Genomic DNA, 14,796 nt, shown 5'->3' on the forward strand with positions numbered 1-14,796 from the left:
TGCTGTCCCGTAATCCTCAATACCATGCGGGCATGGTCGCGATGCCGCCGGTCGCGGGCGCACAGCTCGTCGAGATTTTTCGCCTTACCCGGCTCGTCGGGTCGCGATCGTGGTGGTCACGGCCCTACGTCAGCCATGGTCAGTTCCATCATCCGGTCCTATCCTCGACCACCGCACCGACCGTGACAGGCACGCCGCTATGCGGGCATCCTCGGTGAAGCCGCGCGGAAATTTGACATCAGGTTTTCTCAGCGCGAGCATGGCGCTGCATGGGTCATGTGGCAGGCTTCACATTACGGGTTACCTCCAGGCGTGACCCAGATCAACGGAGATTCGTGTGAGCACTGCAGCCCCCCTGCCTGATAAGCGTAAACCGGCCGCCACGGCACCAGGTTCCTACCGCGCCGACATCCGGGCGTGCACCGCGTTTCGTGAGGTGGCCGAGGCGCTGGCCGAGGGCCGCGATCTCGATGTCGTATTGCATGTGATCGCCGAAAAGCTGTGCCTATTGACCGGTGCCGGCCGATGCAGCATCCATCTGGTGGATAAGGAGACCGGGCTTCTGCACGGTCGGGCGGCGCATGCCCCGACCAATATCGACGCCCAAGTCAAACAGCTGGTCAGCGGCACGATGCAGGATAGTTTCACCCGGGAGATCCTCACGACTCGCCGACCGGTGGCCCTCTTGAACACCCTGTCCGACCCGCGACCGATCAAATCCGCGATGCGCCGATGGAACGCTCAATCCGTCCTCGGTGTTCCGATGGTCCTTCACGATGAAGTCATCGGGGCCGTCTACCTCGACAGCGAAAACACCCCGGTCGAGTTCAGCGCCGCGGACCAGGAACTCGCTGTCGCGTTCGCGGATCTGGGGGCCACGGCGATCCGGCAGACACAGCTGACCACTCGGCTGCGCTCGAGTCTGTCCACGGTAGCCACGCAGGTCGAACAACTGCGGCAAGCCGCCAGCCTGGAAGAGCAGTTGACAGAGATAGTGCTTCGAGGGTCGAGCCTCAAGGAGATTGGTGACACGGTCGCCCGCCTTCTGGGCAAACCGTGCGCGATCTACGACAACGCCTTCCGACGACGAGTCTTGTCCTTCCCCGCCCGGTCCGCGCAGAACTTCACCCCTAAATTGTTGGACAAGGATATTCGCGAGGCTCCAGCGGTCAGGGAATCTCTTGCCCAATTGAAGCCCGGAACGCCCACGGTGATCCAACCTCTCCCCTGGCTTGGGTTGCATCACCGTCTCCTCCTCTGCGCCGTCATGCTCGAGGGGGATTGCTGGGGCTATGTGGTGGTAGCCGAGCACGGCCGTCGATTGAGTCCGCTCGATGAGGCCGTGGTTCGCCGCGCCGCGCTGAACATCGCGCTGGAACGATCCGGTGAGCGACGCGCCGGTACCGTTCAATGGCACACGATCGAGGCGTTCACCGGAAGTCTGTTACGTGGCGATGAGTCGGTCGCGGCCCTCGAAGAGCGGGCCGAGGTGTTGGGCCTGCGTCTGGACGTTCCCCGCGTCGTATGCCTGGTTGCTGCGCGGCAGAAGGATGCGCCCCTGCAAATTTCACCGCAGGTGCTGGCAAAACGGCTCACCGATCGGGAATCACCCTCGGCGGTCATGGCGGCGCCATCCGGGAACGACATTGCCCTGATTCTCGAACTTCCCGAGAGTGCCGATCACCGCCGCGGTGTCGCCTGGGCCAAAAATCGAGTCCGCGCCGCCCTCACCGGAATCGCCTCCGCGGAGGCGCTGAACGTTGCCATCTCCACCGTGGCCCACGCCCCGGGTGAGGACACCCGCGCCTTCAACGAGGCCCGTCAGGTCCTGTCCTGCATGCACCACCATTTGGGCATTCCCGGCACTCAATTCCTCACCGTGGACGAGCTTGGCGCCGGCCGTCTGCTCTTGTCCTCCACCGACCCGACTGATGCCTTGCGCTACGCGCATGACGCTCTTGGCCCGCTCCTGGCGTCGGACAGCGCCAAAACCCGGGAGTTGTTGACCACGCTCAGCGTCTTCTTGGATGCCGGGTGGAGCGTTCGACGCGCCGCGCGACTTCTCGGGGTACACGCCAACACCATCCGCTATCGCACCGCCAGAATCGAGCAGCTGACCGGCCTCGACGTCGCCACCGATGCACACGCCCAGCTCACTGCCCAGCTCGCACTCCTCATTCTGCGGATGAATGGTCTGCTTCCCCCGACATCCGCCCTAACGATGACAGGCCACCTCACGGAAACCAGCGATCAGAGCGAGGCCGACGACGCGGACGACGCGGACGTGGACTAGCAGCTCTGAGGTAAGCGGTTTCAGACGTTCCCGCGTGCGGGGGACGCCCTGCAATCTGCGCTGATCAGTGACCTTCGTGGGTACCCACCCTACGAAGCCAAGGATCCACGCACACCTGTTGCGGCTGGTGAGTCTTGATGTTTGGTCATATCCAGGGAAAAGTCGTACTCCCAGTCGATGGAGTTGGTGCAGCTGGACCCGCGCCGCGACGTTGGAATCTCAACATTTCAGCTCCTACGAAGGTAGCCAGGGCGAAGAGGTGGCCCGACGATGGTTCGACCTGGGCCGCGGCGGTGTCTGCCTCTCCAGCGATAGGTCGCCCAGGGGTTCGCTGCCATGATTCCGGCGCGGCATTTTGTGTATCCATACAAAGAGGGTGCAGTGGTCGTCCCACAGTCACCAGCCCAACTGCCGGTCGACGCAGGTGATGCGGGGGTTGCAGGGGCTGCAGGATGCCGGTGGTGGCGCGGGCTCCCTTTGACGACCCGGTAGTAATGCTCGTTCCCTCCCCGAGCTCCTGATCCGTCACGGCAAATCAGTCCTACGACCCGCTCGGGGGCGTCGCACTCCCGTGACACAGCCCGCTGCCGAAGTCTCTCGGGGAAGCCACCGCATGAAGGTCGCCTGATGATTGGACCCCGTGAGGCAGCTGCCGAGTGGTGCCGTCGGGCGAGGTTCGTTTGTCGGGGTCTAACCAGCAGCCTCGCTCAACCAGCCAGACCATACCGGCGCCGGGGCCGCGGGTCCCGTTCCGGCGGAGGCGTCGCCTTCCGCAGGTCGCCGCCCCCCAGATCGATCCGGATCCCGCACTTACCACCGCGGAAAGCCTAGGGAGCCGTTCCTCGGACCACTTACCACCGCGGAAAGCCCAGGGAGCCGTTCCTCGGACCGCCTCTGTATTAGTGCACAAACTTGTGCTGGGCACGAGGATGACCGGTTCTGAGATGCGTGTCACAGTGGCTCATGACCGTTCCCCTCCAACGAGTCGCCACTGGCCTCACCACCGAAGACATGCGCCTTCCGGTGGGCGGCCGGGTCCAGGACGAGTCCGACCCAGCTGGCACCCACGGCAGCGCGCCGGCCACCTTGCCCACCTGATCCTCGACGCCAGTTCGTCGATCTAGATAGACCGCCGATGCCCGGCGCACCCAGCAACACACAACCTGAAAGATCGAAGGGACCACCCGTTATGCCATTGCAGACCCTGTCCGACGTGGACGCCGTCGTCATCGGCGCAGGCTTCGCCGGCCTGCGCACAATCCACTCCCTGCGCAAGCTCGGCCTGTCCATGCAAGTGTTCGAGGCCGGTACCGACGTCGGCGGAACCTGGTACTGGAACCGGTACCCCGGCGCGCGGACCGACACCGAGAGCTGGGCCTACTGCCTCTCCTTCGACCGCGAGGGCTGGGAGCAATGGGACTTCCGTGAGCGTTTCTCCGCGCAGCCCGACACGCTCGACTACCTTCGCCATGTCGCCGACAAGCACGACATGCGCAAGCACATCCGGTTCAATACGCAGGTCACGGGCGCGACCTTCGACGAGAACACGAACCGTTGGACCGTGGTCACCAAGGACGGCCTCGAGGTCAGCTGCCGCTGGTTGATCACCGGCCTCGGGTGGCTGGGCGTCGCCTTCAAGCCCCCCTTCCCGGGAGCCGACTCCTTCCAGGGCGAGTACTATTCGACGTCCCAGTGGCCCCATGAGCCGGTCGACCTGGCCGGCAAGCGGGTCGGCGTCATCGGTACCGGCGCCACCGGAGTCCAGGTCATCCAGAGTGTCGCGCACGTCGCCGAGCATCTGACGGTCTTCCAGCGCACCCCCAACTTCGTGGTGCCCACACGCAACCATGCGTTGTCGCCCGAGCAGAAAGCCGAGCTCAGTCGCGACTACGAGAGTGTCTGGGACAAGGCGTTCAAGCACGTCTTCGGCTTCCCGATGGAATCTCCGCAGCGGCTAGGTTCCGAGCTCAGCGACGAGGAGCTGGAGAAGGTCTTCGAGGCCGGTTGGGAGGCCGGCGGTTTCCGGTTCATCTTCGAGACCGTCGACGACCTGTTGGTAGACCAGCGCGTCAACGACGCCGCCGCGGAGTTCGTCCGCCGCAAGATCCGGACCATCGTGAAGGATCCGCACACCGCCGAGCTGCTCTGCCCCACGACCCACCCGATCGGCGGCAAGCGCCCACCGCTGGGAACCTTCTACTACGAGACGTACAACCGTCCGAACGTATCTCTGGTGAGTGTGCGGGAGGATCCGATCCACGAGATCACTGCGACCGGTCTACGTACCGTGAGCGGCGCCGAGTACGAGCTGGACGTGATCATCTACGCAACAGGATTCGACGCCATCACCGGCCCCCTGGCCAACCTGGACATCCGCGGAGTCGGAGGTCGCACGATCGCGGAGCAGTGGGCAGATGGGGCCAAGATGTTGCTCGGTCTGTCCGCGGCCGGCTTCCCGAACCTGTTCACCATCCTGGGACCTCAGGCGCCTTTCGCCAGCCACCCGCCGGTCATCGAGACGCAGGTCGAGCTCATCGAAAAGATCCTCGAACGCGCCCTGGCCGAGAAGGCCACCCGTGTCGAGGCCACTCCGGAGGGTGTCGAGGCCTGGTCGGACCAGTGCGACATGGTGCTCAAGGCGACGCTGCTCGAGCAGGGCCTGGGCGACCGGCCGTGGTTCCTGGGCGCGAACGTACCCGGAAAGAAGCCGAGCACCTTGTGCTACCTGGGCGGCTTGGGCAGCTACGTCGAAGCAGTGAAGCAGGAGGTCGAGAGCGGGTTCTCGAGCTACGTGCTTGATGCGGCGCACGCTCTTGCCTAGCTGACGTCGGCGCGCGTTTTTTGGGGGTCCGCTCGGTGCAGTAGCACGAGCGGACCCTCAAAGCGCGATGATCCGAACGGGAAAGGAATCGATGTGGGACCCCTGCACGGACTGCAGGTGCTCGAGCTGGGGGGCCGGGGTCCGGTGCGTTTCAGTGGAATGCTGCTGGCCGATCTCGGCGCCGAGGTGATCAGCATCTGCCGCCCTCGGCCCGCCGATGACATCACACCGTCAGGAGACGTCGGGCTCGGGCGGGGTCGGCGGAGAGTGAGTCTCGATCTGCGCACCCGTGCGGGCCGGCGGGCCGCGCTTGCGATCGCGAGCAGGGTCGATGCCGTCATCGAGGGCTTCTTACCCGGAGTCACCGAGAGCCTCGGTGTCGGACCTGCCGACTGTATGGCTGCAAATCCCCGGCTGGTCTACGGACGGATCACCGGTTGGGGGCGGACCGGGCCCTTGGCGAACCATCCCGGCCACGACATCAACTTCCTAGCCGTCTCCGGCGTTCTCGGCCACCTCGGACGCGCCGACACCCTGCCGGCACCCCCGATGAACTTGCTCGCCGACGGTGGGGGCGCAATGCTGCTCACGCTTGGAGTGACCGCTGCCGTGCTGGAGGCCCGCGAGTCCGGCATGGGACAGGTGGTCGACACCTCGATGCTCGAGGGCCACGCGCTGCTCAGCACCATGAGTCACGAGATGCGCAACGAGGGCCGGTGGAACGACGACCGGGGTTCGAACCTCAACGACTCCGGCGCCCCGTTCTACGATGTATACCCAACATCTGACGGCCAGCTTGTCGCGGTCGGAGCCGTGGAGGAGAAGTACTGGAAGTCCCTACTGGCGCTGCTCGAACTTCCAGAGGACGGGCCGGATCGGTGGGATCGTGTCACCTGGCCCTGGTGGCGTGAACGACTCGGGGCCGTCTTCGCCCGGCGCACGCAATCCGAGTGGTCCGAGCACCCGGAGGCCGCTGGTGCCTGCCTCTCCCCGGTGTTGACGGCAACGGAGGCCGCGGACCATCCGCACAACCGGGAACGCGGAATCTTCACCCGAGCCGGCGACGATCTCCTTCCCTCGCCGGCGCCCCGGTTCAGCCGAACGGCGCTTCGGCCGCTGGGCACCAGCGCGTGGGGAAGCGACCAAACGCGCCAGGTGCTCGCCGAGCTCGAGGTCGACGAGACAGGCATCCTCGACGATCCGTCGGGCAGTGGCCGGAACGGCCTTGAACCGGCCCAGTAGCGTTCGCCCCAGCCACGGATCGGGAACGCCCTCCGGGCCCTCATATAGTCGCGATTGCCGGGTCCTGATCGGCAAGCGAGCCGGCGAGCCCCGCTGAAAACGTTAATGAGGAGCGATTTCAGGAGCCCTCGAGCAAACTGCGAGCGCATCTCGGGATGTGGGTCCAGCCTCCTCCCGCAGGGGTGCTCGTCCGCAGATCAGCACCTGCTGCGCATCCCGTTCGGGCTGATCGTGGCTTCTGTCGCCTCCCGGCCGCAGAGATCGATGCGCACACACGCCAGTCGAACTCAGGCCGGCCCGCACCATCCCCAAGGCGCTTGAACGTCAGCTCTCCCACACCCGCCGGGTCTGTGCGATTGCTCACCGATACCGCCGAATGGGCAGGTGAACTGCAAATCCCCCGGCCCACACGCGCGGCCAATGTCGCCGGCGGACAGGCGCGATCGGTGGGGAGCTGCGCCGCCGCTCGGTAAACCGAGTCGGGAGGGCTCGCGAACAGTAACGAGGCAGACCACCCGCCCACTCGCCTAGACCGACACCCAACGACCGGCCACTGCCTGGACGTCGTTGCTGGCCCCCTTCGGAGCGTCGTGTGACTCGATGACACGCCACGGTGCTGTTGAGACGACACGCCCGCATGAGGTGTGTCCCGCGAAACAGAGGGCAGGAGTTCTAGATCGGACTACGCGTCGCCAGGCCGGGCCGGAATTCGTTCCGGCCCAGCCCTTGGACTGTGTCAGCTCGCTGCTACGGCGATTGCCTCGGCGATCTCGGCCGGTTTGGTGAACATCGGTCCGTGTCCCGCGTCCACCTTGACGACAATATCGACGTGGCTCGCGAACTCGTGCTGCAAGGCGACGGAGAACATCTTGTCCTGGAGCGTGATCACGTAGGTGGTGGGGTGTTGCTGCCAGCCGAGTCCAGTGGCGCTCTCGCCGAGCGTGCCGAGCGCGTGTGATCCCATCTTGTCCAGTATGTGGGCGACTTGCTCGTCGGGGGCGTCGTTGAACATGGTTTCCCGTGCTGCCGCCCGCTCGAGGGTGGCGGTGCCGTCCTCCCGTGGCTCGAGCGCTGCCGCGAGATCGCCCTGTGGCTCCGGGTCGCGGCTCAGGAGGTCGCTTACGGATTCGCCGGCCTGGGGCAGAGCTGCACAGACGTAGACGAGATGTGCCACGGCGTCGTTGTCCGCGGCGGCACGGGTAATTACGGCACCACCATACGAGTGGCCGACCAGGACGGCCGGCTCGTCGAAATCCTTCAGCGCGTCGCGGACTGCCTGGGCATCCCGCTCGAGCGTTCCGTCCGGACCGCGGCTCGTCAAATTTACGGTATTTACTCGTATGCCGTGTCGTTCGAGTTCGGCGATCACTTTGTCCCATGCCCATGCTCCGGTGAAGGCACCGTGCACGAGAAGTACGGGCTTGGCCATAGGTTCCACCTCAGTTCGCGTTACGCCGGGTGGCCGCATCAAAACGGCCCCGGCAGTTGGTTACTTGGTCGCCCGTCCTTGTTGCTGGACCAGTTCATGGGTGTGAACTGGCCCGTCGGGCAGGTCTTCCTTGGATGGGGACAAGTTCGGTCACGGAGCCTGCTGTCCGGTGTTCGGGTTACTCGGGTGCGGACATGTCGGCGGCGATGTCGCGGCCGATGATTTCCTTCATGATTTCGGTGGTGCCGCCGTAGATGGTGTGGACGCGGGTGTCGACGTAGGCGCGGCCGATGGGGTATTCCAGCATGTAGCCGTAGCCGCCGTGCAGTTGCACGCACCGATCGACGACACGTTTCTGTAATTCGCTGGCCCACCATTTGGCCTTGGCGGCGTCGACGGCGGTCAGCTCCCCGGCGTTGAGGGCCAGGACACACCGGTCGATATGCGACTGGGTGACTTCTATTTCGGTGAGTATCTCGGCGAGAGTGAATCGGGTGGTTTGCAGGTCGCCGATCGGTCCGCCGAATGCGGTGCGTTCGAATACGTAGTTCTTGGTCCATTCGTAGGCGGCGCGTGCGCCGGTGATCGATGCGACGGCGATGGAGGTCCGTTCGAGTGGAAGGTGCTCCATCAGGTGGAGGAAGCCGCGGCCTTCGGTGCCGAGCAGGTTCGATGCTGGCACGCGCACCCGGTCGAAGGACAGTTCGGCGGTGTCCTGGCCGGCCAGGCCCACCTTGCGCAGTTTGCGTCCTCGGGTAAAGCCGGGCATGTCGCGTTCGACGACGAGCAGGGAGAAGCCGCGGGCGCCGGCACCGGGGTCGGTGCGGGCGACGACGATCACCACGTCGGCGTGGATGCCGTTGGTGATGAACGTTTTCTGGCCGGTGAGGATCCAGTCGTCACCGTCGCGGACGGCAGTGGTCTTGATTCCTTGCAGGTCCGATCCGGTGCCGGGTTCGGTCATGGCGATCGCGCCGATGAGTTCGCCGGCGGCCATGCCGGGCAGCCAGCGCTGCTTCTGATCGTCGGTGCCCAGATCGATGATGTACGGAAGTGCGACGTCGTCCTGCAGGCTCATACCCGCGCCGAAGGAGGTGGTACCGGTGCGGGCGATCTCTTCGGCGACGACGTTACGGAACCGGTAGTCGGTCACGCCTGAACCGCCGTAGGCCTCGGGGATGGCGAGGCCGACGATCCCGGACTTGCCGGCGGCGAGCCAGGCGGAGCGGTCGATGAGCCGTTCGGTCTCCCACCGCTCATAGTGTGGTTCGACCTCGCGGGCGAGGAATTCGCGCACCGTCTCCCGGTACGCCTGGTGGTCTTCTTCGAAGAAGGTGCGCTGCATCGTTGTTGTTCCGACTTTTCGTTTTCAGAGGCGTTCGATGATGGTGGCGTTGGCCATGCCGGCGCCTTCGCACATGGTCTGCAGGCCGTAGCGGCCACCGGTGGACTCGAGGTGGTTGATCAGCGTGGTCAGCAACCGGGTGCCGGACGAGCCGAGGGCGTGTCCGAGGGCGATCGCGCCACCTCGGGGGTTCATCCGGGCCGGGTCGGCCCCGAACTCGTGCGCCCACATCAACGGCACCGGCGCGAAGGCCTCGTTGACTTCGAAGGCGTCGATGTCGTCGATGCCCAGCCCCGACCTCGCCAGCACCTTGCGGGTGGCCGGTATGGGGGCGGTGAGCATGAACAGCGGATCGTCCCCGGCGACGGCGAAGGAATGGAACCGCGCCCGCGGAGTCACACCCAGCTTGGCCGCGGCTTCCTCGCTCATGATCAGTACCGCTGACGCCCCGTCGGTCAGCGGCGACGAATTGCCCGGGGTGATCAGCCACTGCGCCTCGGGGAACCGGGCGGCGTACTCGTCGGTGCGGAACGACGGCTCGAGGCCGGACAACCCCGCTGCGGTGGTCGCGGCGCGTACCGTCTCGTCGTCGGTGTGTTCGACGACGTTGCCGTTGTCGTTGTGTACCGCAATGGGCACGATCTCATTGGCGAAGAGTCCGGCCGCGGCCGCGGCGGCGGCCCGGCGGTGGGATTCGGCCGAGAACACATCGAGGGCCTCGCGGTCGTACTTCCATTTGGCCGCGATCAGCTCGGCGGAGATGCCCTGATGGACCAGGCCCTGACGGTAGCGGGCGGCGATGCCCGGTCCGGCAGTGTCCTGACCGATCGACGCGGCGCCCAACGGGATCCGGCTCATCGATTCCACCCCGCAGGCGATGACGATGTCGTACGCGCCGGCGATGACGCCCTGTGCCGCGAAATGCGCGGCCTGCTGGCTCGACCCGCACTGGCGGTCGACGGTCGTCGCGGGCACCGACTCCGGGAACCCGGCCGCCAGCAGCGCAGAGCGGGAGATGTTCAGCGCCTGTTCCCCGACCTGGGAGACGCAGCCGCCGATGACATCGTCGACCCGAACTGGGTCGAGGTTGTTGCGGTCGACCACGGCGCGCAGCACGTGGGCGAGCAGGTCGACGGGGTGGGTGCCGGACAGGGCACCACCCGGCTTGCCCTTGCCGGAGGCGAGGCGGACGGCATCGACGATCACCGCGTTGGTCATGAGTTGAACTTCTTTCGGTTGCAGGGGGAAGCGGTCGGTGCCCGGAGAAGGGCTGGCGCGGCCGCCGACCGCCTCGGCGGTCAACGGCCCTCCCCGGGGCCGCTTCTCGGCACGACTGGTACGACACCGGTGGTGCGAAGTGGGGTGGCAGCGAACCCAGGTACTCGAGGCAATCACCGATGGTGAGAGTGATGTTCCTTGTGTGTAGCAGGGTATTAGCGCGGTTTCCTCGGCGGCGCTTGGCAGAATTGGACAGTCCCACAAAGCACCACCACGATGAGGTGGACCCGCGTTCGGTGAGGACGCCGTCAGACTCCGCTGCTGCCGCCGTCGACGAAGAACAGTGCACCCGTCGAAAAGGCGGAGGCGTCGGAGAGTAGCCAGGCAGCCTGCTCGGCGATGTCGATCGAGTTCCCGACATGTCCGATCGGTTGACCCTCTGCCAATGACTTCGCCAGCACCGGATCGTGCAGCACCGAGTCGAGCATCGGGGTGGCGATGGTGCCGGGCAAGACGACGTTGACCCGGATGCCTTGGGAGGCGTAGTCCAGTGAGGCGGCGCGGGTGAGTCCTACGACGCCGTGTTTGCTCGCCACGTACGCCGGCATCCCGGGCACCGCCTTGTACCCTGCCAGCGATGCGGTGTTGACGATTGACCCGCCGCCGTGCTTGAGCAGGTATCCGATTTCATGCTTGAGGCAGAAGAAGACACCGGTCAGATTGATGCCGAGGGTGCGGTACCAGTCTTCGGCGCGGGTCTCGTGAAGTGGTGACTGCGGCCCGATTCCGGCGTTGTTGAACGCGCCGTGCAGGCCACCGAATTTCTCGACCGTGGTGTGCACCAGGGCCTCGACCTCTTCTTCGACGGAGACGTCGGTGCGCAGGTATTCGGCCCGGCCGCCATCGGATTTGATCTGCTCCGCGGTCTCTTTCGCGTTCTGCTCGTTGATGTCGGCGACCATCACGTTCGCACCACGCGCAGCGAACAGCTCTGCACTGGCGCGGCCGATACCGCTGCCGGCTCCGGTGACGATCAGCGATCTATCCGTCAGATCGAGCGACTTGTAAGGGTTGGTAGGCACAACAATCTCCTAGGTATCCCGGATGCCCGGGCGGGGGGATCTGTCTCGGCGGCAATGTTGAGGTCCGGCCGACTCCTACTTGTCGACGTCGAGGATTATGTAGGCGAGGGTCGCCGGCTGGTCGCTTCGATTGCGCCAGGCGTGGCGTGCACCGTTCTGCACGATCGTCGCCCCGGTGGGAAGGTGCACCTCGGCCCCGTCGTCGAGTTCGAGGTAGAGCTCACCTTCGACGACGATCGAGTAGTCGACCGTTTTGGTCTGATGCATACCCGGGGCGTCGGGCTCGAAGACGCCGACCAGGCCGGGAAGCTTGGCTTCGGCCTCCGTGGCCCACTCGGAAAGCTCCTCTTCCGTGGGCGCAGGGGCGTCCGGCTCTGCCGCGGACTCGGGGGGGAACCGAAGCAACCCGAACCGGGTGCCCCCAGGGCCGGGGAAGAAGGTCTTGTTGTCCGGTTGCGGGGAGACAACGGGACTCTCGAGGGCTCCCTCGGTGCCCCAGATCGCGAAGAACTGGGCGCCGGGCATCATCGCCAACTCGACGGGTGCAACATCGGACGCTTCGTAAACGACCGACTTGCCATTGGAATCGATACCGGTGACCACGCGTTTGATTGAAAGGCTCATGTGACGACAGTCTCATAGCGCTCTCGTTTATCGCGCGGCCCGTGAGACGAAATTTTGTACCCTTATCCAACTTGACGAGGACACCGTGTCGTCGGGCCTGACTACCGAAAGGCCAGCAGCGGCGAGGAGTACCCGCGGCGCCCGCCTCCGTCCTCGACTCTTCGGCCATCCACGCCGCCGTCTCACCAATCACCAGGGTCGATGACTATTTGTGCCGATGTCCAACGTTTTGGACGCCGGCGGCAACGGGTGCGCACTCATCCGTGTGATGCTCGAAACACGAGCCGGCCACGTCCCAGCCGCGGGTAGTCCTAGCCGCGGATAGAAGTGGTGGCCCCAGCCACATGATCTGGAGAAAACAGTGCCTACTTCGACTACTAAATTCGACCCGACGGATCCTGCGACCCTCCGTGACCCGTATGACACCTTCGCCCGGATGCGGGCCGAGGCCCCCGTGCACTGGAGCGCGGAGCTGTCGGCCTGGTTGGCGGTGGACGCGGCGTCCGTTCAGACGGTGTTGACGACACCGGCGGTGTTCTCGGCGAACCGTTTGGTGCCGGTCTTCGATCGGCTCAAGGAAAAGGATCAGGCCTCCGCCGCCGACGTCATGCGGTGGTTGTCGATCTGGATGGTGTTCCAGGACCCGCCGAACCATACCCGTCTGCGCCGCCATTTGGCGGAGGTGATCAACCCGAACATGACCAAGGCCCTGCGCGAGCCGATCCTGGAAATCACCACGGAATTGCTCGACGGTCTCCCGAAGAACGAATCGTTCGACTTCTACACCGACTTTGGTCTGCAGCTGCCCGGATACGTCGTGATGGATCTGCTCGGCGTCCCGCGGGAGCGGCTGCCGGAGGTCAAGCAGTGGTCGGACGAGATGATGTTGTTCATCGGCAGTGCCCGCTCGGTGGAGAACAAGTACGGCCGGGCCCGCCACGGCGCATTGTCGATGGCGGAATTGTTTCGCGAGTTGATTGCGGACCGGAAGGCGGCCCCGCAGGATGATGTGCTCACCCGCATGATCACCAGCGAAATCGATGGCGAGACACTGACCGAGGACGAACTGGTCGCCTCGATGATGATGATCGGCAATGGCGCCCAGGAGACCACCGCCCACTTGATCGGCAATGCCCTCCTGGCGTTGCAGGAGCACCCGGAAACGCTGGCTGAATTGCGCGCAGATCCAGCCAAGGTGACACCGGGGGCAATCGAGGAATTCCTGCGCTACGACGGTCCGGTGCTCTCGACAGCCCGAATAGTTGCCGAGGACACCGAGCTGGGTGGACAGCATCTGGCCGAGGGCGACCGCATTTTCGCGATCCTTGCCGCCGCCAATCGTGACCCTGCCGTGTTCGATCGACCCGACGAACTCGATCTTCAGCGTCGCCCGAATGCCCATGTTGCGTTCTCCAAGGGCGCACACTTCTGCCTCGGAGCCCCCGTCGCCCGGCTCGAGGCGCAGATCGCCCTGACGGAAATCGTGCGGCGCTTCCCGGACTACCGGATCAGTGAGCCGGTCGAGGAGATCGCCTGGAGCAACTCGATGGTCACCCGTGGCCCCACCCGGCTTCCGGTGAAGTTGAGCTGATCCATGGACCACCTCGACGAGCAGTTTCCCCTGGCACCACTCGACGATCACCTCATTCATCAGACCCCGGATCCGATTAGGGTGGCCTACTCCTCGGACCCACGGTTCTACGAGCGATACTGGAACGTCTTCCATGACGAGGTGGGTGATCTGCTGATCGCTGCGGGGGGAACCTTCTACCCGAACCTCGACTTGGCGGAGGCGTATGCGATCGTCAATTATCGCGGCATCCACCGGTCCATCCGTGCATTCCGTCCACTCGGCGTCGACCGCATGGACCTGCAAGTCGGTCCGATCCGGCCGTCTATCGTCGAGGGGCTTCGACGATGGCGCCATGTACTCGCACCCAATGACTGGGACATCTCCTACGACCTGGACTGGGTCGACCGCAAGCGGCAGGTCTACAGCGCCGCCTACGGATCTTTGAAATCAGCAACGCCCGCGGGTTCCCAGAAGCATGTGACCGCGGGTTTCGAAGGCTTCGGCGACGTGACCGGGTGGGTGCAGATCGGCGACGCCCGAGTCGAATGGCCGGAAGGTGCCGCGCGCGGAACCCGGGACCGGCATTGGGGTATCGGGCGTGGTGTCGGCGGACCCGGAATGCATCCGGGCCGCACGGTGAAGGCCGGCTGGAAGGGCGGAAACTGGATCTGGTTCGACGACTTCGCGATCTGGGGTCGCACCGTCCTCTACGACTTCGGCGATCCCCGCCCGGGAGCGGGAAGGGTGGTCAACGTCGAACGCCGGCTCCGGTTCGAGGAAGACACCCAAATCTTCACCGAGGGCGTGATCGACTACACCTTCGACACCGGTGAGCAACGGCAAGTGCACTTCGAACGGTTGGGCTTCCAGACCGCGTACATGAAGTGCGGCCTCTACGGTGGGAGCCCGGAAACGGGTCTGCATCACGGCGAATACTTCGGAGAGCCGATGGTGGAAGGCGACGAATTCGACGTGCGGGAGGCCTCCGTGCGTTCGAAGCTCAGCGGTCTCAACGAGCACCATTGCCGCATCACCTGTGAGGACCGCACCACCACGGGGATCTTGCAACCATTGGAACCGGACGCCTACGAGTCCTGCGCCCGCGGTGAGCGCGGGTGGGCCTTCCTCTGAACCGGCGCCGATCAGAGCCCCCGACCCCGGTGCAGCCG

At 65.1% G+C, this 14,796-nt stretch carries 10 protein-coding genes; 5 read left to right on the top strand and 5 right to left on the bottom strand.

Features of this window, described 5'->3' with window-relative positions:
• Positions 1–337 precede the first annotated feature (337 nt).
• The 3 genes from AC3B5T_RS04605 (at position 338) to AC3B5T_RS04615 (ending at position 6,356) form a co-directional block, all read left to right on the top strand.
• A complete protein-coding gene (locus tag AC3B5T_RS04605) occupies positions 338–2,293 on the top strand; it encodes a helix-turn-helix domain-containing protein (protein ID WP_488358295.1) in 1,956 nt (651 codons plus the stop codon).
• Between the two features lie 1,189 nt (positions 2,294–3,482).
• Entirely contained in the window at positions 3,483–5,114 is a 1,632-nt protein-coding gene (locus tag AC3B5T_RS04610; RefSeq protein ID WP_488358296.1) for a flavin-containing monooxygenase, read from the top strand.
• Between the two features lie 93 nt (positions 5,115–5,207).
• On the top strand, positions 5,208–6,356 hold the full coding sequence (locus AC3B5T_RS04615; protein ID WP_488358297.1) for a CaiB/BaiF CoA transferase family protein: 1,149 nt from the start codon (positions 5,208–5,210) through the stop codon (positions 6,354–6,356).
• A 736-nt stretch (positions 6,357–7,092) separates the two neighbouring features.
• Here AC3B5T_RS04615 and AC3B5T_RS04620 read toward each other — a convergent pair.
• From AC3B5T_RS04620 to AC3B5T_RS04640, 5 genes are all read right to left on the bottom strand, one after another.
• Positions 7,093–7,785 (bottom strand): alpha/beta fold hydrolase, encoded by a 693-nt coding sequence (locus AC3B5T_RS04620; RefSeq protein WP_488358298.1) that lies wholly within the window; start codon positions 7,783–7,785, stop codon positions 7,093–7,095.
• A gap of 178 nt (positions 7,786–7,963) precedes the next feature.
• A complete protein-coding gene (locus tag AC3B5T_RS04625) occupies positions 7,964–9,130 on the bottom strand; it encodes an acyl-CoA dehydrogenase family protein (protein WP_488358300.1) in 1,167 nt (388 codons plus the stop codon).
• Between the two features lie 24 nt (positions 9,131–9,154).
• Positions 9,155–10,348 (bottom strand): thiolase family protein, encoded by a 1,194-nt coding sequence (locus tag AC3B5T_RS04630; RefSeq protein ID WP_488358301.1) that lies wholly within the window; start codon positions 10,346–10,348, stop codon positions 9,155–9,157.
• 308 nt (positions 10,349–10,656) lie between these two features.
• A complete protein-coding gene (locus tag AC3B5T_RS04635) occupies positions 10,657–11,430 on the bottom strand; it encodes an SDR family NAD(P)-dependent oxidoreductase (RefSeq protein ID WP_488358302.1) in 774 nt (257 codons plus the stop codon).
• Between the two features lie 75 nt (positions 11,431–11,505).
• Positions 11,506–12,054: a cupin domain-containing protein gene (locus AC3B5T_RS04640; RefSeq protein WP_488358304.1), complete on the bottom strand. Its 549-nt coding sequence runs from the start codon at positions 12,052–12,054 to the stop codon at positions 11,506–11,508.
• A gap of 436 nt (positions 12,055–12,490) precedes the next feature.
• On the opposite strand from AC3B5T_RS04640, the gene AC3B5T_RS04645 reads away from it, so the two are divergent.
• A complete protein-coding gene (locus AC3B5T_RS04645; protein WP_488358306.1) occupies positions 12,491–13,645 on the top strand; it encodes a cytochrome P450 in 1,155 nt (384 codons plus the stop codon).
• 3 nt (positions 13,646–13,648) lie between these two features.
• Positions 13,649–14,758: an Rv3169 family protein gene (locus tag AC3B5T_RS04650; protein WP_488358308.1), complete on the top strand. Its 1,110-nt coding sequence runs from the start codon at positions 13,649–13,651 to the stop codon at positions 14,756–14,758.
• The last annotated feature ends 38 nt before the right edge of the window (positions 14,759–14,796 follow it).

The organism is Gordonia sp. G4 (assembly GCF_057770005.1).